This window comes from Pseudovibrio sp. W64, from assembly GCF_001623145.1.
Taxonomy (GTDB): Bacteria; Pseudomonadota; Alphaproteobacteria; order Rhizobiales; family Stappiaceae; genus Pseudovibrio.
The window spans coordinates 199,373-221,734 of the sequence record NZ_LMCI01000038.1; the positions used below are offsets into that span (position 1 = coordinate 199,373).

Genomic DNA, 22,362 nt, shown 5'->3' on the forward strand with positions numbered 1-22,362 from the left:
GGCAACTTTGATGTGCGGGTAGAGGGCACCAGAAGGATGGATGAAGTTGGAGAAATCGCCCGCGCCGTCAAAGTGCTCCAGGCCTCTGCGCGGGAGCGTGACAGTTTGCGCCTCAACATCCAGCGCAAGAACAAGGAATTGCGCAAAAAAGAACAGGAATTGGTGAAGCAGAATACGTTATTCGACGCTGCATTGAACAACATGTCCCATGGGTTGTGTATGTTCGATACACAGAAAAGATTGATTGTGTTCAATCAGCGCTTTGATGACATCTTCGCTTGTGAACAAGGCGAGGGTAAAATTGGCATGACATGGGATGAAATGGTCCAATGTATGCCTTTGGCCCAGGAGTTTTTGCAGGATGATGGCGAAAACTCCGTCGCACAACAACACTGGCCGAGCACCGTTCGCAGCACATTTACACTCACTTTGCAAAGTGAGCAGGTGATCTTGATGACATTGGAACCGCAAGATGGCGGCGGCTGGGTTGCGATCTTCGAAGACATCACCGACAGGCAGCGCATCAGTGATCACCTGAGCTATCTTGCAACGCACGATGCCTTGACCAAACTGCCCAATCGTTTGCTGATGAATGAGCGCTTGCAAGAGATGAAACAAGCGGCTCTGGCACAAGATGAGCACTTCGGCATTTTGTGGTTGGACCTTGATGAGTTCAAGACCATCAATGATTCATTGGGTCATGCAGTTGGCGATAAGCTCTTGTGCCACGTCGCAAAAATCCTGCGAGAAAAGGTGGCTAACAAAGAAATGGTCGCCCGTCTCGGCGGTGATGAGTTCGCGATCTTATCTAAGTTGCCTGCTTCTCGTGAAGATCTGGAACAGCTTGCCAAAGAAGTGCTGAAAGTCATCGCTTCTCCATGTTTCCTGGAAGGACATGAAATCGTGGTCGCCGCGAGTGTCGGTATCGCCACATTCAGCAAGGAATATCAAAACGTGGATGAGCTCATTCGTTTTGCTGACCTTGCTTTGTACCAGGCCAAAAATGATGGTCGAAACACCTTCCGCTTCTTCGAAGATGATATGGCTGCCAAGATTAAGCAGCGTCAGACATTGATCACTGACCTCTATAAAGCCACCGCAAATCGGGAGCTGGAGGTTTATTTCCAGCCACAGGTCATCTTGGCAACCGGCGAAATCTCCGGGTTCGAAGCACTACTGCGCTGGAACCACCCACGCTACGGTTTCATCTCACCATTCGAGTTTATTCCACTGGCAGAAGAAACGGGTCTGATCCTGGAAATCGGGACATGGGTACTGGATGAAGCCTGCTCTCTGGCTGTCGGTTGGCCCAAGCGGGTGAACTTGGCGGTTAACCTGTCACCCCGTCAAATTTACTGCGAACAGCTTCTACCTGTTGTCGATGATGTGCTGGCTCGTACGGGTCTGGATCCCGGTCGGCTTGAACTGGAAGTGACAGAAACTGTGTTACTGGCAGATCATCTGCGTGTGCGTCAGACACTGGCGAAGCTGCAACAAATCGGCGTTAAGATCTCCATGGATGACTTTGGGACAGGCTATTCTTCACTGAGTACACTCCGCCGCTTCCCCTTTGACAGGATCAAAGTCGATAGGTCTTTTGTGATGAGTATGACTGAAGATGATGACTCCCGCTTCATCGTCAACTCCGTCATCGATCTTGCAAACAGCCTCGGCATCACAACAACAGCAGAGGGCGTTGAAAGCAAAGAGATCGCAGAGCAATTGACGGCAATGGGATGTTCTGAAGCGCAGGGCTATTACTTTGGCAAGCCTGCACCTCCCAATCAGGCGCTCTTCTGGATGCTGGAAGAAGCACGCGGCGTCACGCTGGAAGCGCAGGTCAACAACTCAAAACTGACCAAGAAAGCCGCAGGCTAAATCGTCACTCAGCAGGTTCCATCGCGGTGGAGCCATCAACTTGCTCGACTGCATCATCCCACGGTTGAAAGTTTGGAATGCGTCCGTAAGTGGCTTGCGCATCTATGAAAACATGCTCAAGGCCGGCAATGAAATCGCGTGAACCAGCCATATAAGCCATGTCAAACTCGGTCAGATCTGGCAGCAGTACCTGCAGGGTTTCAGCTGCGCCATCACCTTGCAAGTCCGCAAAGGTTGGCTGTATGCCGCGGCGGTTTAGCCAGTTAAACACCTGCTGAAACTGGTCCTGCTTCAGGGATTGATCCAGAATGAGCACTTTCTCACGGCGCGGCTGCCCCATGGCAGAACTCAAAGCCATCGCCCAGATCGGAGGTAGGCTGTTCGGTCCGGCAACCATAATCAGCGGCTCGTCATCATGCCCAAGGAAGGAAGAGCCATAAGGACCGGTGATGCCAACCCGCCCCTTCACATCGCCCTTCTTCGCAAGCATTGCGAAGAGATCAGGGGTGTTGGCCCGTTCTATGAGGAAGATCAGCGTATTGAACTCAGTCCCGGCATCCAGAGCAAAACTGGCAAACAGGTTCACCCGCTCCTGACCACGAAACTCAACATGGTAATACTGGCCCGGACGCCATGAAATCGGCTTGGTAAAGCTCAGGCGCAGTTCGAAAAGGTCATCCGAAACCTTCCGCACTGCAGAGACATGCCCCTTAAGCGACTGCAATTCAGAGGATGCGGGCAGCTTCAGCTCAACATCGCCAGCAACCGTTGCCTTACAAGCAAGAACGGTACTTTTCAGTCGAGAGCCATTGGCTTCCACCTCACCGGAAATCACAGTAACACGCGTGCTTTCACAAGTGCTATTCCCGCAGTCACACTGCAAAGCTAGTCCACCACGCTCAGCGACTTCTAGAAGTGTTTCACCAAGCTTGGCATCAATTGATCTGCCATTGATATTAAGACTGGTCATGGGCACCCATGTTGCTCCGCGTATGTGACGGACGTATCTACGGTTGTGCAAGTTATAGAACTGCACGCTTATTTCCTAGGGGGAAAACTAAGTCATTCGCGACATTAATACAATTTTAACAATTAATAGTCACCTGACTTTATCTAGTTATTTTTACGCCCTCAGCTCTTCTTGTAGGCTGCAATAACCAGATGACCCGGAACTGGTTCACCCTGTTCAAAGCGAACGGTGATTGGCGAAAGATCAAGAATGGTAAAACCACTGCTCTCCAGCAAGTTCCGAACATAGCTCTCAGCATGTGCAAACCGATGGTACTTGCCCACCATGAAGTTCTGCTCGCCTAACTCCTCTGCAGGAAGTGTCTCAGAGGAAAATGCAAAGACACCATTGGCTTCAATGTTGTCCGCTACACCGGCGAAAAACTCTTCCAGCTCGCCCATGTAGGGCAGCACATCAGTCGCGACGATGAGGTCCCAGCGCTCTTCTTCCTCAACCTTGAGAAATTCAACCACTTCACCCACGTAAAGGTCGTCGTAGATTTCCTTCTCATCCGCAACTTCAACCATCCCCTCGGCAATGTCCACGCCGGTTTTATGGGGTACCAGGTTATTCAGGGCTTCGCCGGAAAGGCCAGTCCCGCAACCAAGGTCCAGCAAACGTTTGAAGGAGCCAAGTTCCAGCTTTTCAATCTTGTCACGCACCATCAGTGGAACGGAATAGCCAAGCTGATCCACCAGAACCATGTCGAACACTTCGGCATGCTGATCAAACAGCGTGCTCACATAAGCATCCGGCGCTTTGAGCGGCGCATTTCCTTTGCCCATACTTGCCAGGCGAACGGCCACGCCACCATGATCTTCCGGATCTAACTCCAGAACTGCTTTGTAGGCCTTAGCAGCCTCGTCAAACTTGCCTGCTTTTTCCAGATCCAGAGCCCGGTTATATGCGTCAGCAAGTGCTTCATTGTCTAGTTTAGTCATGGGGACAGTTGAGCCGCTGTAATATTGAAATTGAAGGTCTTCCTTACACAAGAAATTCTCGAAAATCTACGCAATACATAAGGTTTTGTTGCCGCATCAGAGTAAATAAAATGGATCACCCCGATTAAAATACGCAGATCACTTTTAAACGGGAAGTGAGGTCATGCTGATAGAACCAAGGCTGGTGAACAGTGAGGCCCGTATGGAAGGTGCGCAACCTGAGCTAATTGAGATTGATCCATTTACGACAATCACAATTGCAATCCTTGTTTTGTTTGTCGGACGAGAGCTCGTTCGAAAAAGTGTAGCCCTTCGCAAACTGACGATTCCTGACCCTCTGGCTGGCGGATTGCTGTGCGCCATTCTTGTTACTGTGCTGACGGTCTGGTGGGGTGTAAAACTTAAATTCTCGACAGAACCGATTGATTTCTTTCTGATTTACTTCTTCGCGGCAATTGGCCTTCGTGCAAAGGTGAGTGACCTTCTTACAGGTGGCAAACCACTTATCATTCTCATCATCATCTCCTCGGTGTTCCTTGGCGTTCAGAATTTTGTCGGTATGGGGGCGGCCAGCGTCTATGGCTATCCGGTACACACAGGTATCATCGCCGGGTCAGTCTCGCTATCCGGTGGGGTAGGGACAACGCTTGCATGGGCACCAATTTTTGCTTCAGAACTTGGCGTCGCAAATGCGCAGGAGATCGGCATTGCCTGTAACACTGTTGGCATCGTGTCTGCGTGTATCATCGGCGGACCAATTGCTCAGTACCTCATGAAACGGCATAAACTGGCAGGATCCCTTAGCACAGACGAAGCTGTCGGGCAGAATTTCAAGGATGATGGTAAGCTGAATCTGCACTACTACGATGTTCTGGGCGCCGTCTTCTTCATAAACATGGCAATTTTCATCGGCTACATGATGTATCTTGGCCTGCAGGAAGCTGGTGTCGTTATTCCGGTATTCGTGCCAATTCTTGTCGCAGGCATCATCATAAACAACGTGGGCCGCCTGCTGTTTCGCAACTACGACAATGTTGGCCGCGAAAAAGGCATGGCGATGATCTCAGACATCAGCCTCGGTATTTTCCTCAGCATCGCGCTGATGACCATGGACCTGTTGGTGGTCTGGCAGTTTATGGGCTTCGTCGCACTGGTGATGTCTCTGCAAATCGCGCTTGCCATTAGCTATGCACTCTTTATCGTCTTCACCTCCATGGGCAAGGATTATGATGCAGCCGTTATCGCAGCAGGCTTTGGCGGGATAGCGCTCGGTTCCACCGCTACAGCCGTGTTGAATATGACCTCCGTCACCCGTCAGTTTGGTGCATCGCCTAAAGCATTCCTCATTGTGCCACTCACCTGCGGCTTCTTCATTGACCTGATGAATACCTGGGTGATCTCAAACCTGATTGCGCTTTGATGAGCATGAAGTCAAAGCTGAAAACATGGCTGGAGTAATTAAGGTCGCACGAGCAAATATCGCGAGATCGTTGCATACGGTCCGGCCTCATAGTGCACCAGCTCCATTGTGTCAGAGTTTATCATGCGCCCCTGCATAGTGCCTGTGTCAGGGTGCTCAACAAGTGTAATGGACTCGCCATCCCATCCGATCATCCCAATCACAGGCTCTTTGGATTTTGAGACCTCGGACCGCCCATCATGATCTCGCCCGGACCCGGGACTGACCTGCCAGAAGAAAACTCCCTCCAGCACCGGCCCTGTTTGCTCATCTATTCGCAAATGAGAAGGTCCGTTCTCCTGACTTTGGATATCCCGATGCCAGTAAACAGCATCTTTCTTGATCACCACCCATTGCCCGACCAGCTCTGGATAATGCTGTGGCGGTTTGCCATCAATTGCAAAGGCAACAAACGTGGCACACCCCATCATCAGTGCCGCAATCGCAGCCTGAACAGGAAGTTTCCATTGCCCCATTTATGCCTCCCCAACTCAACTTGAAGTCACAGGGCAACACATCTCAGCCAAGACCTAAATCCCTAGGATCTGACGTGGTAGTTCAGATCAAAGAAATCTGCTTATATGGAAGAAAGAGCATCTGTTTTGTCGTTCTCATAAGAAAGGGATAGCCAATCCTGTCTCTGGAACATATAGTGAACAGAATCTATTATAAGTGATGGCGATCAACCCGGATGATTGCTCAAAAGGATATTTGAAATGACGAAGATTGCAGTGATCCTCACCCAAGGCTTTGCTGATTGGGAATACGCATTGATTGCTGGCACTGGCGGCCCGTTTTTCGGCATGCAGGTTGAGTTCTTCACCCCTCAGGTCGGTGAAGTGAAGTCGCAAGGCGGGCTCGCTGCGATTGTCTCGCGTAAACTGGATGAGATCAGAACGTTTGAACCGACCGTTATTGTCGTTGTTGGGGGAACAATCTGGGAAACTGAACAGGCTCCGGATATCGCAGATCTGCTCAGGGCTCACCACGAACGCGGTGGTGCTGTTGCTGGAATTTGCGGTGGCACATTGGCACTTGCCAGAGCAGGTCTGCTAAATGAAGCGAGACACACATCAAACAACGCAGAATTCCTGCAGCAAAATGCAAAAAACTACAAAGGTGCTGTACACTACCAGTCAAGTGCATCCGCCATCTCGGATCGTGGCGTGATCTCCGCTCCAGGAACGGCCCCGGTATCTTTTTCAGCAGCTGTTCTTGAAGCCGCCGGGCTCGCCACTGATGCTCTTCAGCAGTTTAAGGCCATGCTTGGTGCAGAGCATTTGGAACCGGCAATGGCTGAGGCGACCTCTTAAACACTGAGTCAGTGCCCTGGGTTGATAGGGCACTGACCAGTTTCTGCTGACTACACGAAAGCAAAGTCGCTTTCGCCAAGGAGTGCAGCATCCACATTCACCAGAGAAATGGAGTTTGTTCCAAAGGTGATCACGGTATCTCCGCCATCATCAAAGATGGCGAGGTTGGCAAACTCTGCCATGCGGCTCTTGATCATGATGAGATCACTGCCAAGTTCAAAGTCGTTGATGGTGTCATCACCTCCCAGATTGAAGAAGCAGAAGTTGTCTGAGCCTGAACCGCCTGTGAGCGTGTCGTCACCAGCACCTGCAATCAACTTGTCCGCACCGGAGCCTCCGTCCAGAGTATCGTCCCCGGCACCGCCTTTCAGCACATCATTGCCAGAGCCACCACGCAGGGTATCGTGACCGTTTCCGCCAATCAGCTTGTCCTTGCCACCGTTGCCGAGCAGCGTATCATTGCCAGCTTTGCCAACTAGAGTATTGCCAGCCGCATTGCCGATGATGGTGTCATTACCGCCACTGCCAATCGCGTTTTCAATAACGGCATTGTAAGCAATCGCTAGATTACTCAGGCCACCACCCACATCGGAGAAGGAGCCATCAATGAGGCTGATCATTTGATTGACCTTACCAGCACCTGACATGTCGATGGTGTCATTGCCACCGGCATCCCAAATGGTCACCGCGCTGGGCATCCCCTCGGAAAAGTCATAGGCACCACCAGCATTGGAGTTGTAGCCGTAGACCGTGTCATCCGCACGGGTGGTCATATTCACCCCGTAAAGCTGCTGAAGTGCCAGCACATCCAGCGGCATGAGCGTGTCCGGGAAGCCACCGTAGCCGAGGTTGGAATCGGCGTTACTCTCATCAAAATAGCTCATCACAGAATACTGCTGCGTATCCTGACGGAACTGAGCATGTTCATCATAAGTAATTCGAACACCCGGACCAGCGTTGTAGTCCCCCGGATGCGCCAGCCCCACAGCATGACCGATCTCGTGCATCACAGCAAAGTGGCTGTAAGAGCCGGTTGGCAACTCATCGGTTGAGACACTGTTCGTGTTCAGCCAAACGTCGCCTTCATTTTCACCAGCCTCCGGCGAACCTGGGTAATAAGCATAGGCACCAGCACCATCCGTGGTGGAGTTGTAGTTGGAAAACAGCATGGTCGCATCGTCGGTGTATCCGTCCGGGTTTACCCGATCAAACGAGATATTGGCAATTTCTGAGTAGGAGGCCAGCACCTTCTCAATAGCTGCAATCTGCTCATCAGTGACGTGCGCAAACGTGTCTTCAACCCCATTGTTGTTCTCACGGAAGCCATAAGTCACTGTCGCTGCTGTACCCGGTCCACTCCACGAGAGGCCAGGGCGAAGCAAAGCACCAGCACCCATATTGCCGTCATAATAAGCTTTGTCGCCTTCCACAGCAGACAAGCCGTACTGGCCGGTGCCTTCATCACCATAGGACGCCACATCAAGATAGAAAGTCCCGCTGGTTGCTGCGGTAAACGTAATGGTGGAGTGCGTGCCCGGTCCGCCGTCATCGTCATCCACCAACAGATTCCCATCGGAATCCCGCAGGCGCAAATAAGGGTCCACCAAGCGGCTTTCGCCATCAAAAGTGCCAATAGCAGCAAAGGTGTAAGTCTGCCCGGCAACCAGCTCAACTTCATACCAGTCGTGGTCGCCGTCACTGGCAATAGTGCCCTGAACTGTCTCGAAGATATTGTTGTCCGATCCCTGCGCATCCTGCCCCGTGTCCCTCAAACGGTAGGATGTAGACGCGTCGTCTGCGGCATCTCTGGTCTCATAGAGATTTGTCATTATGTTTCTCCAGCTTAAAATGGACATTCAGATGAATGAGTTCATTTTCGCTGGGGCTTCGGAAGGTCGTCCGTCCGCCCAGCATCTTCCAGGCACGCACGTTCCACTTGCTCAATGGCATATTGAACAGTCCGCTGTTGCTCCTTGCTACTTTGCAAGGGGCTGCCAGCCACAGCCTCCTTCAACCGTTCAATGGCATAGGAACAAGTGGGGTCTGAGTAGGGCCGGTCAGGATTAACCGGCATTGAGGCTCTCACGCCGAAAGCGGAGAAACAGAAAGCAACAACCGCAATAAGCAATCTGGCGTTCTTCATGTGTCACAGCATCCAGTTCAAAAGCTCATGGACCATCAGAGAAGAGCAAAACACAGGTCAGGCAACAAACAATAGTTATTCATGACCGGTAGAAATGACGTCTACCGATGGCCTCCCACACATTATGTAATGATCATGCGTACGTGAATTTTCTAACAGTTGACGTAGGGGCAGAAAAACGAAATATCCTTAGGTGAATACATGCAAAAAGCATTATTCATCAAAGATCTGGCATAAATGATAGATTAGGTAGATTTATCATGTATTATTATCAACTAAAATTACGTCAATTAATGTAATTATATTGCGCCTATGGTGGTTGAGTTAGTTTTATTCATTAGATTTCACGTGGATGAGCTGGCTGATTAATTGTTTTTCTAATCAGCCAGCAACCTACGCTACGGCAGTCAAGAGTCTTCGTCTTTCAGGCCAAACTTCTCACTGAAGACTTCGATCACTTCTTTGCACTCAGCGCCAACCTTGTCCTGCTTTTCACTCAGGCAGGTTAGAACACGACCACCGCCAACTTCTGTTTCTGAACACTGAGCTTCAATATCTGGAGCACAAATTGCCAGAGCCTGTCTGGCGTTCGCGAAGAAAAAGTCCAGGGCATCGGCGAAATCATCAATCGCAGTGGAGCATTGCTTACTGAGTTTATCCTCGTAGGCATACATGCATGCAAAAATGCGACCTTCTCCGGGTGTCACTTCCTTACAATGAGATTTTATCTCTGGTTCACAGGCTTCAAAAACGCCTTGGGCTGCATTCTTTCCTGCTGTATCCTGCGCCATCGCATTGTGTCCGGTGGCCGCAACCAACAAGCCAAGACCGAACAAGACAGCTCCGAGTGATTTAATCATTTTGGGGTCTCCAGAATAGAAAAATTACGGATTAACAACGATATAGACAGTCACGCCGTTTTGAAGGACAGGTCTGTAATAGACGCCGCCACAATTGTAGTAAGAATTGTATGGGCTGCAGCCAGATATGGACTGACGATAGTTGGTGCGTCTGGATGTTCTGCGAGATGTTCGCCGTGATACGCGTCTTGATTGATTGAGATGAGGGTTTTGGGCGTTAGCTTTGCCGACAGAAAAGAGGAGAGCCACGCCTGTTGGAAGCTCGGTAAAGTCGATCTGGCTGGTATAGCCGAGTGATCCTGCGATGACCGCTGCTGCGAGTAGTTTCAGTCGCATGTTTGTTTCCCTGAGTTGATGTGGTCTTTGGCACCAAACCAGTCCGATGAACGGGTGCATTGGGTTTTTGCCAATCGCTTCAGCCGTCGGCTTCCACGCATTTGAAGATGCTTAAGGACAAACGTTAGAGTTATCTTTCAGGGGCTACTCGCGTTTTAGTCATACAAAACCTCAGGCCACTTCGTGGGGCACCTGTTCAAGTCAGCATCAAGTTTTTATGGGGTGAACGCTTCAAGTTTGCTCAAAGCTTGAGAGATCTCCTTCAAGCTGTTTTCACTCAAACTCTCATATATGGAGGCATGAGCTTTCTAGCTAAGCATAATGGGTCGCAAAGAAATTAAGCTGTCACCGCATTGGTCTGGAGTTGCTGAATGCCGGATGTAGACGCACAAACCATGTCACCAGAGGTCGAAGCCTGGGTGGAAAATGTACTAAGCGCTTGTAACCTCAAGTGGACTGGTCCGACGAAAAATTTTGAGCGCGAACCCAAAGAGAACCTGCGCATTGATGGCAAAACGCCTGTCGCGGATCACATCAATTACCTACGCAAAACATTGAAGGATACATATGCCAGGCGATCTGAGATTGCCGGCAAGGCGAAACTTGACCGAGAGCTTGCGGTGCACCTCCAACACTTTGATCAGGCCTATGTTGCAGTCGATAGTAATATCGACAAAGCACAGGCCAGTATGGGCAGTGGCGATGCTGGAGGCGCAATCAGTGACGCCGTGGACCAGCTTGAGTTCATGAGGGATGCGCTGGAAGCAGCTTATTACTCCGCAGCAAAAGACCCGGAAGAGGCCTACGCCGAGTTGCGTGAGAAAATTGATGCTGCCAAGGCTGAACTGGACGAGCTGGGTAAGGAAAAAGAAAAAATTCAGGATGAGAACGCCCGAGAAGAGTTTGAGGACATCTACTCAGAAGCCAGGGATGGGCTGGATCAAACTTTGAAGACGTTGGAAGCTGACAAATTCCTCGAAGCTGAAGAAGAGTTGGAAGAAGCCAAAACTGTGATGCTCGATTTGCGACCTGGCAACAGTGAGGACATCGCCAAACGGAAGAAAGAATATCAAGCTGCTGTCGAGGATGCCCAAAAGAACATCAAAAACCTGTCTGGCAAGCTGGGTACTTTGAATAATCCGGACAAAGTCACCGAATTCAACAAACACAAAGCCTCCGCAAACAAGTTGATCAAGAAGGTCGAGACGGCTCTCAAGAACGGCAAGGTGAAGTCTGTCCGCTCAGATATTCCGAAACTGAAGGGCGAAGTCGAAAAGATGAAAGCCTGCTTCAAGGTGGAGCCCAAGGCAAAAGCACCGCCCAAAGGCAAATCCGGCAAAAAGTGACCTTAGGCGCAAGCTGAGTAAATGGCCGCTTGCCAAGATGCCGCCAACAACAGAACAACACAATCAGGAAATGAGTGCCCCATGAAAACCACAGGCAAAGCCTTCGCAATGTGCGCTGCAATCTTGTTGAGTGGCTCAGCATTGGCTGCAGAGACTGACCAGAAGACCATCATCAATCCTGACACCCTGTCAGATTCAACCAAGTCTGGGTACGCGCAGATTGTCGTTGTCGCTCCGGGTGCTCGCATCGCATATGTGGCTGGTCAGGTGGGCATTTCCAAGGATGGATCAAACACCTTTGAGGAACAGGTCGACCGAACGTTCGACAACCTGATCAAAGCGCTCGAAGCTGCTGGGAGCAGCGTGGAAGACACGGTGAAAATCACGGTGCTGATTAAAGATCATGACCAGTCCAGACTGGACTATGTCAACAAAAAGCGCCGCGAAATCTTTGGTGCCAGCCCACCAGCAAGCACACTCATTCCAGTGCCGGTCCTCGCAACGGAAATCATTGAGTTTGAAGTGGATGCGATTGCAATTGTGCCAGAAAAAGCACCTGCTGATTAAGGCGCTTACCTGCGAAACTTCTGCCTGTACTGGGCTGGTGAGACGCCAACCTGCGCAAGGAACGAGCGCCTAAATGCGTTCTCGTCAGAGTAGCCCAGTGCCTCAGAAATCGTGACTATTGGTGTCGTCGTATACTCCAACTGAGACTTCGCACGCTCACAGCGGATGTTCAAAATGAATTGCTGCGGAGACAGTGACAGTTCACGCTTAAAGTGCCGCAACAGGCTGCGTGTGCTCATACCCAAAAAGCCAGCAAGCTCCTGTACTTTGAGGGGGCGCGAGGAAAAGTTGTTCTGCACCCATTGGTCCGCACGTTCAATCGTCTCATCCCGTGTTTTTTCATGCCACGGGATCATGAAGGGCTGCTGCAAGCCTCGGTTTTCTTCAAGAACCATAAATCGCGCACATAATCTGGAAAGGGCAGGGCCTTCCAGCCGGTTGATGAGATGTAGTGCAAGGTCCAGAGAGGAAGTGCCCGCAGCGCTGGTAATGACATTGCCTGCATCAACGAGAATTTCATCACCGGCCAGCTCCACACCTTCATAAGCCGCGCTAAATTCCTTCTGCTTCCACCAGGTTGTTGTGGCTTGCTTTCCCTCCAGCAGTCCCGCTTCAGCAAGTAGAAACGTGCTGGTACAACTCGCAGCAATGATGCTGCCGTTTTGAGAATGGCGTTGAAGTTGCTCAGCAACACCACGGAACCAGTTTGTGCTGATCGTGCATTGCGGCGCTGAGGTCGTGCCAATGCCGGGAAGAAACACCACATCAGGCGCAAAAATCTCCTCTAAAGAGCCATCGGGTGTCACCAAAATGCCGTTTGAAGATCGAACAGGCTCGCCATCTAATGAGTAAGTCTGGACCTGAAACGGCATGACCTCGTCGCCACGCACCTCTGCAATCTGGTTTGTAGTCTTGAACATGTCTGCGGACCCAAAGGCTGCGAGCCCCAGAAAGTTCTCCAGCAGCAAAATCGCAATGGTTGAAGTCATGCTCAAATCTCATGTGGCGGATTATGTATGATTTGTGTCTAGTCGGACTATATCAAATTTCCTGCCAAAAACTAGGATCAACGGACCAAGGTCAGGTTAGAGCAGTAGGTCAGGATGAAACTTCACTTTCTTCGCAATGCAACCCTCATCATTGAGCACAAGCAACACCGCATACTGGTTGATCCCATGTTGGGTAAGGTTGGATCACTGCCAAGCTACAGCTTCATCCGACATAAAAGCCGGAGAAATCCGATGGTTCCGCTGCCTGATGGTGCGCAGCAGCACCTTGAAGGGCTTACTGCGGCACTGGTAACGCATTGTCAGCTCGGCCATTCAGATCATTTGGATGGCGCAGCAAAGAAACTTCTGCTCTCCAAGAAAATCCCGACCTACTGCCGTTTGGATGATGAGAGTTTCATTGGGAAAAGGGGAATTCCCACCGTGCCGCTGAAGGATGAGCAACGCCAACCCTTCTTCGACGGTTACATCACCCCAATCCCAACGGTTCACGGCTACGGCTGGATTGCGAGATTCATGGGCCCCGGCGTGGGTTACTTTCTCGAGCTGCCCGATGCACCTTCGCTCTACATTTCCGGCGACACTGTCCTCACCAAAGATGTCCGCCACTGCCTCAAAACCCTGAGGCCCGACATCGCAGTTGTCGCAGCAGGCAACGCAAGTCTGGATATCGGCAAGGACATCCTCATGTCGCTGGATGAGATCATGGAGTTCATCAGACTAGCGCCGGGACAAGTTATCGCCAACCATCTGGAGGCCATAAACCATTGCCCTGTAAAGCGAACGCAGCTGCGGGATCTGGCACAAAAATCTGGTGTCAGCGACAAACTCCTGATCCCGGCAGACGGCGAAACACTCACGTTCAGCAAACAGCCGGAGTTCGCCTGACCGTAATGAGGCGATCTGGAGTGTGCCTGCTCAGCCCTCGGTTCCCATCAGGTCATCCCAGATGGCTTGCGCGACAACGCCAACGTCTCTGTCGCGCTTGCGGATCTGAAACAGGCGGGACTGACGTGGCTGGAAGCCTTCAACGTTCAGCTGAACCAGTTCACCACGCGCCAGTTCCTCGATGATCATGTGCTCGGGAATGCCACCCCAACCGAGCTTGGCCTGTAGGATCTCCTTCTTGGCGGCAAAGTCCGTCACCGTCCAACGCAAACCACCCGGCAACAAATCCCGGCTTTGGCTGAGGGCCCCGCTGCCGCTGTCTGCCACGATAATCTGCGTATATGTCTGCATTTCAGCTATGGTTTTCATATGCTTACTCTGCGCAGGTTCAAACGCGGGGTGCGCAACAGGCAGGATGGTTACATCCGCAAATGACACCGCTTCCACCTGTTCAACGGGCACACCATCCATGCTGGCGATAATAATATCAGCCCGGTCATGGAGCAGCCGTTCAATCGGGCCACTCATGCTCTCGCGCGACAGGTGAATATGGGTTGCCGGAAACTTCGCCCGCACATGGCCAATAACCTCAAGAACGCGCTGTAACGGCAACGTTGCCGCAATCGCCAGCGAGACTTCAGCCTCCTGTGTTGCATTCAGCGTTTTCGCCAAACTACCCAGCTCATTCATCTGCTGCATCACACGGATGGCTTGCCGGTAAAAGACCTCTCCCGCAGGCGTCAGTTTAGGCCGATACGCTTCTCTGGACAGCAGAACCATATCAATCTCGGCCTCTAACTTCTTGAGCATGTGGCTGATTGCGGACTGAGACTTGTGCAGGTGATCCGCCGCACCGCGAAAAGTTCCTTCTGTCACAATCGCATGCAAAACAACCAGCTGCTCATAAGTCATAGAATACGCTCACTCAAGATGATCTGAATTTCTAATCATTATCGTGAATATTCAATATTATCAATTAATCATGAGAGGCATTACTTCCTCAAAGCCTGATAACAAACATCTTGAGGAAAGAGCTTCCAATGAAACTGTTTTACAAACCCGGCGCATGTTCCCTGGCAACACACATCACGCTGAATGAGATCTCAGCCGCCTACGAGATCGACAGCGTAGACACCGATGCAGGGAAGACCAGCACGGGCGTGGATTTCAAAACCATCAACCCGAAAGGCTATGTTCCGGCCCTCCAGCTGGCGTCTGGAGAAGTGCTCACCGAAGGCGCTGCAATCCTCCAATACCTCGCAGACAATCACCCGCAACACGGGCTTGCTCCAGCAGCTGGAACCGTTGCCCGTACGCGTTTGCAGGAGTACTTGAACTTCACCAGCTCAGAACTCCATAAAGCATTCACCCCGTTCTTCACCGCATCAGCAACGACACAGGACAAGGAAAAGGCCGCAAAGAACGTTGCCGCCAAGTTCAACTATCTGGAGGCTCTGTTCAGTGACGGCAGAGCCTATCTCCTGGGCGCGGAGTTCTCTGTTGCAGATGCTTATCTGTTCGTCGTCTGCAACTGGTCGAATTTCGTCGGCGTCGATCTGATCAACTGGCCGTCCCTCGCTGCTTTTGTCCAGCGCACAAGCCAGCGCCCATCGGCACAGGCAGCAATGAAAGCTGAAGGCCTGATCTGATGAGCAACCCACAAGCCATTGCAGAAGTTCAGAAGGTGATGACAGGCTACTTTGACGGCCTCTACCACGCCGACACCAAGGCTCTGGCTGAGGTGTTTCACCCCGATGCGCGCTACGTCAACATGATCGAAGGGGACTACATGCATAAGTCCCTGAGCGAGTACTTCGAAATGGTGGATCGCCGTATCCCGCCCGCAAGCAAAGGGGCACCGCGACAGGACCGCATCCACTCAATGGAATTTGGCGGCTCTCAAATGGCCTTCGTCAAAGCCTCAATGACCATGATGAACCGCGAGTATCTGGACTTCCTCACCCTGACCAAAGACCAGCACGGTTGGCGGATCATGACCAAGATCTTCACTTACATCGCAAAGCCGGAGGCAAGCTGATGCCATATGTAAACATCAAGATCACCAGGGAAGGTGGGCCGGATGGCAAAGGTCCAACCGCAGACGAAAAAGCCGAGTTGATCCAAGGCGTAACAGAGCTTCTGTCCCGCGTACTCAACAAAAAACCGAGCACGACCTTTGTGGTGATTGATGAGGTTGCCCTTGAGGATTGGGGCATTGGCGGCCTGCCAGTCATCCAGTATCGCCAGCAAGTCTCTTAAAGCACCTCAAACAAAAACGCAGGGCCCAAACCCTGCGTTTTTCAGTTAGCTCTATTTCGGCAGAATCTTCAGCGTCACATTCCGGTCTGGCACCAGAAAATCCGATGCTGCCACGACCAGATCGTCCGGGGTGATCTGCTCCAGAATTGTCGTGTAATTCTGATAGCGCTGGATTGCCTCAGGATAGCTTACAGCCTGACTTGCCAGTTCAAACCACAATCCATTGCTGTGTTCGGCATTGTTCATGGCTTCCAGAATAGGTTGACGCGCACGCAGCAACTCATCCGCTGTGATGTTGCCCTTCACCTGCAGCTCTTTGACGATATCCTGATAAACAGTCTCCGCCGCATCCACATCATCCAGTTTCAACTTGCTGGACATTCCAATATAGCCAAACCCTTTGATTGTATTGGAGTTCATGCTGAACGCATAAGGGCTGTAAGTCGCGCCCATAGCCTCACGCAGTTTATCGCGCAGACGAAGCTCTATGACGCCCTGCAACAACTGCAGCGTATAGCTCTGCGTTGCATCTGCATCATCGCTGGTTTTCCAATAATGCTGCAAAAGCGCCGCGTCACTGTCACCCTCATGGGTCAAAGATACAGCCTGCGCCTCCGGAAACTCAATACCAGTTGCGTAGCTATGCTTTGGCGCCTCAAAGGATTGCTGCAAAGCACCGAAAGTCTCGGCAACCGCATCCAGAGCGGTTTGGACCTCAAGATCGCCTACAATACCAATCTCGATCGGGCCCTTTTGAGCGATGCGGGAGATGATTGGCTTCAACTCCTCATAGTTCCGCTCCAGCAGAGCTTCTTCACTTCCTGCACCCCAGCGTTTGTCGCCGCTATGCAAAATGCGGGAGAACTCGCGGCCACGAACAGCTTCAGCAGAGCTGCGGGAATTCTTGTAGGTCTCTTTCAGGCTCTTTTGGTAAAACGCTTGCCCTTCAGGACGATAAGCCGGATCTGTTAGATACGCCGCGACCACCTGCAATTGCAGCTTCAGATCGTCCGGCGTCGTTCCATATTGCCCGGAAATTCCATCTTCGCCAAAGGAAAGACCAACGCCAACTTGTGTACCAGAAAGAACCTTGTCCAGATCAGCAACCGAGTACTTGCCAAGACCACCAACAATAAACGCGCTCTGGAAGAAACCGGCCAAACCATCTTTATCAGCTGGCAGGTCTTCAATACCGCGCCCCGTGCGCAGGGACACAAACACCTTACCCTTGTCAAAGTCCGTCCGCTTGAAGTTCAGCACCACGCCGTTTTCAAAAGTGTAAGAGCGGATTTGCCCAAAACTGCTAATTGTCTGCTGGGCAACTTTGCCTTTGGGGCCAAAGCTTTCATAGTCAAAGCTAGTCAGCGACTTGGCTTCAAAGGCTGCAACTGGCTGCTTCTGGCTTTCTTCAAACACGGAAAGAATGGTCTCTTCAGCATTTGGAAAGGCCTCGGCAGTCGTCATAAACAGGTTTGGTTTTGCGCCTTCCCAAAGCTCAAGCAGTGCCTTTGAGACTTGCCGCGCTTTCAGATCAGAAAAGTGTTTCTGGAAGAAGGCCAGATCATCAGCAGAGGATGTGGTGACGCTCTCATTGAGCACATCGCGCACGAGTACATTGGCGATTGCACGGTTTGGAATAGTCTCTTCCGCTTTCACCGCAACTTCCAGTGAGTTGAGCCGGTTCACCAACTGCCGGTCAACTTCTTCCTGTGTCACGCCATAAGCCAGTGTTTGCCGAAGTTTCTGCTCCAGCAACGCAAAACCGTCCTGCCACTTGTCGGTGGCAACGGTCGCGCTGGCAACAACGGTGTCGGCAAAGTCCTCGCTGTAATAATCCGTGCCGGCAGTGACCATAGTATCGTGAGAGGCAAGGGCTGCATCACGCAGCCGCTCTTTCAAAATACTGATCCCGATCCTGCGCAGCGTGTTCTGAATGCGGTTTTGTTGGTTATCAATCAGCTCTTGAGAAGGTTTGACGAGATAGATGCTCAACACGGTAGGCAAAGACGGTTCTACAAAAAGCGCAGCACGCGGGGCTTCGGCAACCTTCAATCTCCCAAAATCCGGCTCTTCGCTGTCCAGCTGCTCTGCATTCGCAGGGCGCTCCCAATCCGCAAAGTGCTTTTGAATAGCAGCTTCTGTTGCTTCAACATCAATATCGCCAGTCACAACCACTGTGGTCCGACCGGGCGTGTAATAGCTCTCATAAAAATCGCGCAGGGTTGCCTGGTCAACGGCATCAATGCCGTCCATTGTGCCAACCGGCAGCAAGGTGCGCTGTTTAATGCCCGGATAAAGGTAATCAAATCTGGCAACCAGCGCGTCATAGCTCGGACCGTAATTGCCGCGCACTTCAGAGGCGACAACACCGCGCTCACGGTCAATAGCACTTGTTGAGAGCGTCAGTTCACTTGCTGTCTCACGCATAATAAACAGCGCAGTGTCCAGCAACTCCGCATCAGCTGAGGGCAGGGAAAGGCGGTATGTGGTGCTGTTCAATGTGGTCGCTGCATTGGTTCCAGCGCCAAACGCCAGTCCCGCGCGCTCCAGCAAGGCCACCATCTCGCCTTCCGGCACATTGGTAGAACCGTTAAACGCCATATGCTCCAAATAGTGAGCAGCACCCGGTTCCAACCCTTTTTCCAAGGAAGAGCCAGCATCAACCGCCATACGAACCTCAATCTGGTTCTTGGGGGATTGGCTCTGAACCAGCAAATACCGCATACCATTGGGCAGCTGACGAGAGATTATTCTGGGATGCAGTTTAAGGTCAGTCTCAGGAAACCAATAGGACTGCTGATCTTGAGCAACCTGCAACGCCGGCTTGGGCTGAGGGGCCGCGGCATCCTGCGCATAAACAGGAACAGAAAAGACCAGTCCAGTGCTCAGCAGTGCTGGCACCATAAGGTGTCTGATTACGTGCATTGTTGTTTCCCTGCGCCCTGCCCAAATTGCCTATGTGCTCTTGTATTGGTGTTCCCGGTGTGAAGATGTTCACGAAAGCACACCCCCATGCTTCAGCGCGCAGGTTTTGCAGACTTTGTTGAAGCCCGTCACAAAATAATTCCTAAGCTGAACCCGAGTACCCGCGAGGTCTTCACCTCATAAAAGCTACATCTGCGTAATTATCATAAACTTTGCTGTTTTTCATATGCTTTTGGTTCATGTTGCTTTTGTGGCAAAGCAGCGCAGGTGGATAAAAAACTATGGTTGGTTTGGTATCAGATTTAAGTGTGCAATGATTTTGGTTGGCTGACTCGCCATCCACGGGCTCTCTGGATTTATGAGATCAGTCCGCATTTCTAAGCTTTTGATTTTTTATGGAATACCAATATGAACGGGCAAATTATTATTCTGCACGGTCCCTCAAGTAGCGGAAAGTCAACCACTGCAGTTGCGCTGCAAAACGCGATTGAGCTGCCGTTCTGGCATATTTCAATCGATCATCTGCGGGATGGGGGAGTACTGCCGACGAAACGCTTCAAAAATGGGGATTTTAATTGGTCCAACCTGAGAAAAGCATTCTTTGAAGGCTTTCACGCATCACTAGCTGCGTATGCCCATGCTGGCAATAATCTGATTGTGGAGCATATTCTCGACAATCCTGATTGGCTTCCGGAGCTAAAAGAGCTGTTTCAGCCGTTTGATGTATACTTTGTTGGTTTGCATTGTGATTTAGAAGCGTTGAAGCAACGTGAAATCGCCAGAGGAGACCGACCCATCGGGAGTGCAGAGCAAGATTTCCACTCAGTCCATGTTGATCGTGTTTACGATCTTGAGATCAGAAACACCGCATCAACAGAACACAATGTAACAGCCATTCTTGAAGGGTGGCGCTCCGGCATTAGAAAATCTGAATTTGCGACGCGGTGAGGGTGCCGATTGTTGCATGGTTTAGATGGCTGAGGCTTTGAAACTGAATTAGAGTTGTTAATACGGCTAAGCCTGCCAACTAAAAACGCAGAGCAAAGGCCCTGCGTTTTCATGAAACCAATATGTCTGGCTAAAGAACTGCTTAGAGCGGCAGTTCGCTGACACCGCCGTTGGCTGCGGACCATTCCAGCGGATTATTGAGGAACTTCTCAACTTCACTCACCTTCTCAGCTGAGAAGTAATCGTTTGTGCGGCAAACGCGCAGGATGTCGTGCCATGTAGCAAGGTAGTGCAGGTTCACGCCATGCTCTGCCAGCTTGCCTTTCGTTTCCGGAAAGATGTCGTAGTAGAACACCACCAGCGTGTCGGTCACTTCCGCACCCGCCTTGCGCAGTGCTTCGCAGAACTTGATCTTGGACCCGCCATCGGTGGTCAGGTCTTCCACCAGCAGAACGTTCTGCCCCTCGTGAATATCACCTTCGATCTGCGCATCACGGCCATAACCCTTTGGCTTTTTGCGCACATACTGCATTGGCAGTGCCATTTTGTCTGCAATCCACGCAGCAAACGGAATACCAGCCGTCTCACCGCCTGCAATCGCATCAAACTTCTCAAAGCCCGCATCACGCAGCAGGGTTGCCACGGCAAACTCCATCAGGGTGCCACGAATGCGCGGGTAGGAGATCAGTTTACGGCAGTCGATGTAAACCGGGCTCGCAAGACCGGATGCCAGAATGTACGGCTCTTCTGGACGGAAGTTCACCGCCTTGATTTCCATGAGCATTTTTGCGGTCAGTTCCGCCATCACTTCGCGGTCAGGAAAAGAATTGGAAAACATCGCTGTCCCTCAAGTCACAGTAGGTGGTTTAGAGCGTATTCCCGAAAAGTGGTTCCGGTTTTCGGATAAGAATACGCGCGAAAACAAAGATCTGGAATGTGTGGGATGACAGGGAGCTGGCATCGCACGCATTCACGTCAAAAAAAAGCAGCTTGCCCCGGCCATATTAGGTGCAAACTGCTTTGAAACTCATCTTTAGGTCTCAACCTTCCAGAATATATCAAATCCCGGATTGAAGAGGGTCACCGGCCCGTCCGGTGTTGGAATACTCGGCGGGTAACTGACCTTTTCATCGGCCTTTACCAGATCAATGGTCGCCTCGTTTGGTGCCATGCCATAAAACGCCGGACCATTGAGAGAGGAAAATGCCTCAAGCTTGTCGAGTGCGCCTTCCTGCTCAAACACATGTGCCAGACAGCTCATGGTATTTGGTGCGGAGAAGATGCCAGCACAGCCACACTCACACAGCTTGTTCTGGTCAAGATGCGGGGCGCTGTCCGTTCCAAGGAAGAAACGGGCATCGCCAGAAGTGGCCGCAGCACGCAGCGCAAGGCGGTGTTTCTCACGCTTCGCCACAGGCAGGCAGTAGAAGTGAGGCTTGATGCCGCCGACCAGAATGTCATTCCGGTTGATGATCAGGTGGTGCGTCGTGATCGTCGCCGCCAGATTGTCACCACCAGACTTGGCATAATTGACGCCTTCTTCCGTGGTGATGTGCTCCATCACCACTTTCAGCTTAGGGAACTTGCGGCGGATCGGGTCCAGCACAGTCTCAATGAACACTGCTTCACGATCAAAGATGTCCACGTCAGACGTTGTGACCTCACCATGGACCAGAAGCGGCAAACCGATCTCGGCCATGCGTTCCAGAACACCCGCCACCTTATCAAAGTCGCGCACACCACTTTGCGAGTTGGTTGTCGCGCCAGCAGGATAAAGCTTCACCGCAGTCACCAGACCAGACTTGGCTGCCTGCTCCAGATCATCCGCATCGGTGGTCTCTGTGAGATAAAGCGTCATGAGGGGAGTGAAGTCGTGCCCCTCTGGCATGGCTGCCAGAATGCGATCCCGATACCCGGCAGTATCCTTGCTGGTGACAACAGGTGGGACCAGATTAGGCATGATGATCGCGCGGCCAAAGTTTGCAGAAGTTGACGGCAGAACGGCCTTCAGCATCTCGCCATCACGTAAGTGCAGGTGCCAGTCATCAGGCCGTCTAATGGTCAGGCGGGTCTCGGTCATCTTCATGCTCCGTGTGGTCGAAAGGCTGCGCGACACCGGTTTACTGCCCAATGCCACCAAATCTCAAGGAAAAACTGATGCTTTCGAGCATCTCGCACAAATACGTAGTTATGGGAACTAGCCCTTCGGGTGAAATGCGCTGCGTAACATTGCGAAAAGTACGCAGCTAGGTACTTCCCACTATCCACATCTTCATAGTTTCAAAGTGCCCCGCACAAATCCTATGCGAATCTACCTGTCAATTCTCACAGGTCGCCAAGCCCCAAATTTACATGGATTGATCTGGTGGGTGGATTATCATAATGTTCCTGTTATGTACTAAGTTAATTCACTTTTAGTTCTGGTTTTTGCAGGCGAGTCGTTACGGCAGTCTTCACAGCTTGATCTCTTTCAAATGAAAATC

General features: G+C 51.4%; 22 protein-coding genes. 10 read left to right on the top strand and 12 right to left on the bottom strand.

Annotation, left to right across the window (positions count from 1 at the left end; translation table 11 throughout):
- A partial coding sequence (locus PsW64_RS27980) for a putative bifunctional diguanylate cyclase/phosphodiesterase (protein WP_208980860.1) occupies positions 1-1,878 on the top strand: 1,878 nt, incomplete at its 5' end.
- 4 nt (positions 1,879-1,882) lie between these two features.
- Here PsW64_RS27980 and PsW64_RS17460 read toward each other — a convergent pair.
- Positions 1,883-2,848 carry a 2Fe-2S iron-sulfur cluster-binding protein gene (locus tag PsW64_RS17460; protein ID WP_063304391.1) on the bottom strand — a complete coding sequence of 322 codons (966 nt, stop codon included), beginning with the start codon at positions 2,846-2,848 and terminating at the stop codon, positions 1,883-1,885.
- A gap of 161 nt (positions 2,849-3,009) precedes the next feature.
- Entirely contained in the window at positions 3,010-3,828 is an 819-nt protein-coding gene (locus PsW64_RS17465) for a methyltransferase (RefSeq protein ID WP_063304392.1), read from the bottom strand.
- A 163-nt stretch (positions 3,829-3,991) separates the two neighbouring features.
- On the opposite strand from PsW64_RS17465, the gene gltS reads away from it, so the two are divergent.
- The gene (gltS, locus tag PsW64_RS17470) at positions 3,992-5,248 is read left to right on the top strand and encodes a sodium/glutamate symporter (RefSeq protein ID WP_208980861.1); all 1,257 of its coding nucleotides are present in this window, start codon (positions 3,992-3,994) and stop codon (positions 5,246-5,248) included.
- 38 nt (positions 5,249-5,286) lie between these two features.
- Here the strand turns inward: gltS and PsW64_RS17475 are convergent, their stop codons facing one another.
- Positions 5,287-5,763, bottom strand: a complete 477-nt coding sequence (locus tag PsW64_RS17475; RefSeq protein ID WP_063304393.1) for a hypothetical protein — start codon at positions 5,761-5,763, stop codon at positions 5,287-5,289.
- A 240-nt stretch (positions 5,764-6,003) separates the two neighbouring features.
- Between PsW64_RS17475 and PsW64_RS17480 the strand changes: the two genes are divergently transcribed.
- Entirely contained in the window at positions 6,004-6,600 is a 597-nt protein-coding gene (locus tag PsW64_RS17480) for a DJ-1/PfpI family protein (RefSeq protein ID WP_063304394.1), read from the top strand.
- Positions 6,601-6,650: 50 nt separating this feature from the next.
- Here PsW64_RS17480 and PsW64_RS17485 read toward each other — a convergent pair whose 3' ends face one another.
- The 4 genes from PsW64_RS17485 to PsW64_RS27185 all read right to left on the bottom strand — a co-directional run bounded on the left by PsW64_RS17485 (position 6,651) and on the right by PsW64_RS27185 (position 9,939).
- The gene (locus PsW64_RS17485; RefSeq protein ID WP_153042390.1) at positions 6,651-8,429 is read right to left on the bottom strand and encodes a M10 family metallopeptidase C-terminal domain-containing protein; all 1,779 of its coding nucleotides are present in this window, start codon (positions 8,427-8,429) and stop codon (positions 6,651-6,653) included.
- Positions 8,430-8,470: 41 nt separating this feature from the next.
- A complete protein-coding gene (locus tag PsW64_RS17490) occupies positions 8,471-8,743 on the bottom strand; it encodes a hypothetical protein (RefSeq protein WP_082830561.1) in 273 nt (90 codons plus the stop codon).
- Between the two features lie 407 nt (positions 8,744-9,150).
- On the bottom strand, positions 9,151-9,603 hold the full coding sequence (locus PsW64_RS17495; protein WP_057461724.1) for a cysteine rich repeat-containing protein: 453 nt from the start codon (positions 9,601-9,603) through the stop codon (positions 9,151-9,153).
- Between the two features lie 24 nt (positions 9,604-9,627).
- On the bottom strand, positions 9,628-9,939 hold the full coding sequence (locus PsW64_RS27185) for a hypothetical protein (protein ID WP_063300249.1): 312 nt from the start codon (positions 9,937-9,939) through the stop codon (positions 9,628-9,630).
- A 371-nt stretch (positions 9,940-10,310) separates the two neighbouring features.
- Here PsW64_RS27185 and PsW64_RS17500 point away from each other — a divergent pair, with 371 nt between their 5' ends.
- The gene (locus tag PsW64_RS17500) at positions 10,311-11,285 is read left to right on the top strand and encodes a hypothetical protein (protein WP_063304396.1); all 975 of its coding nucleotides are present in this window, start codon (positions 10,311-10,313) and stop codon (positions 11,283-11,285) included.
- Between the two features lie 81 nt (positions 11,286-11,366).
- A complete protein-coding gene (locus tag PsW64_RS17505) occupies positions 11,367-11,852 on the top strand; it encodes a RidA family protein (protein ID WP_063304397.1) in 486 nt (161 codons plus the stop codon).
- 5 nt (positions 11,853-11,857) lie between these two features.
- Here the strand turns inward: PsW64_RS17505 and PsW64_RS17510 are convergent, their stop codons facing one another.
- Entirely contained in the window at positions 11,858-12,841 is a 984-nt protein-coding gene (locus PsW64_RS17510; RefSeq protein WP_063304398.1) for a GlxA family transcriptional regulator, read from the bottom strand.
- A gap of 114 nt (positions 12,842-12,955) precedes the next feature.
- Here PsW64_RS17510 and PsW64_RS17515 point away from each other — a divergent pair, with 114 nt between their 5' ends.
- Entirely contained in the window at positions 12,956-13,747 is a 792-nt protein-coding gene (locus PsW64_RS17515) for an MBL fold metallo-hydrolase (RefSeq protein ID WP_082831146.1), read from the top strand.
- A gap of 30 nt (positions 13,748-13,777) precedes the next feature.
- Here the strand turns inward: PsW64_RS17515 and PsW64_RS17520 are convergent, their stop codons facing one another.
- Entirely contained in the window at positions 13,778-14,659 is an 882-nt protein-coding gene (locus tag PsW64_RS17520) for a LysR family transcriptional regulator (RefSeq protein ID WP_063304399.1), read from the bottom strand.
- Positions 14,660-14,787: 128 nt separating this feature from the next.
- Between PsW64_RS17520 and gstA the strand changes: the two genes are divergently transcribed.
- The 3 genes from gstA to PsW64_RS17535 are packed head-to-tail and all read left to right on the top strand — an operon-like array spanning position 14,788 to position 16,006.
- On the top strand, positions 14,788-15,396 hold the full coding sequence (gene gstA, locus PsW64_RS17525) for a glutathione transferase GstA (RefSeq protein ID WP_063304400.1): 609 nt from the start codon (positions 14,788-14,790) through the stop codon (positions 15,394-15,396).
- Complete coding sequence (locus PsW64_RS17530; RefSeq protein WP_063304401.1) at positions 15,396-15,785, top strand: nuclear transport factor 2 family protein; 390 nt, start codon at positions 15,396-15,398, stop codon at positions 15,783-15,785. Before gstA ends, PsW64_RS17530 begins: the two co-directional genes overlap by 1 nt.
- Entirely contained in the window at positions 15,785-16,006 is a 222-nt protein-coding gene (locus tag PsW64_RS17535; RefSeq protein WP_057461730.1) for a tautomerase family protein, read from the top strand. The genes PsW64_RS17530 and PsW64_RS17535 overlap by 1 nt, the downstream gene beginning before the upstream one ends.
- A gap of 51 nt (positions 16,007-16,057) precedes the next feature.
- Here the strand turns inward: PsW64_RS17535 and PsW64_RS17540 are convergent, their stop codons facing one another.
- The gene (locus PsW64_RS17540) at positions 16,058-18,931 is read right to left on the bottom strand and encodes a M16 family metallopeptidase (protein ID WP_063304402.1); all 2,874 of its coding nucleotides are present in this window, start codon (positions 18,929-18,931) and stop codon (positions 16,058-16,060) included.
- Positions 18,932-19,339: 408 nt separating this feature from the next.
- On the opposite strand from PsW64_RS17540, the gene PsW64_RS17545 reads away from it, so the two are divergent.
- Positions 19,340-19,879, top strand: coding sequence for a chloramphenicol phosphotransferase CPT family protein (locus PsW64_RS17545; RefSeq protein ID WP_063286650.1), 540 nt, complete (start codon positions 19,340-19,342; stop codon positions 19,877-19,879).
- A gap of 142 nt (positions 19,880-20,021) precedes the next feature.
- Here the strand turns inward: PsW64_RS17545 and PsW64_RS17550 are convergent, their stop codons facing one another.
- Positions 20,022-20,717, bottom strand: coding sequence for an orotate phosphoribosyltransferase (locus PsW64_RS17550; RefSeq protein ID WP_063304403.1), 696 nt, complete (start codon positions 20,715-20,717; stop codon positions 20,022-20,024).
- A 195-nt stretch (positions 20,718-20,912) separates the two neighbouring features.
- Entirely contained in the window at positions 20,913-21,959 is a 1,047-nt protein-coding gene (gene pyrC, locus PsW64_RS17555; protein ID WP_063286651.1) for a dihydroorotase, read from the bottom strand.
- Positions 21,960-22,362 lie beyond the last annotated feature (403 nt).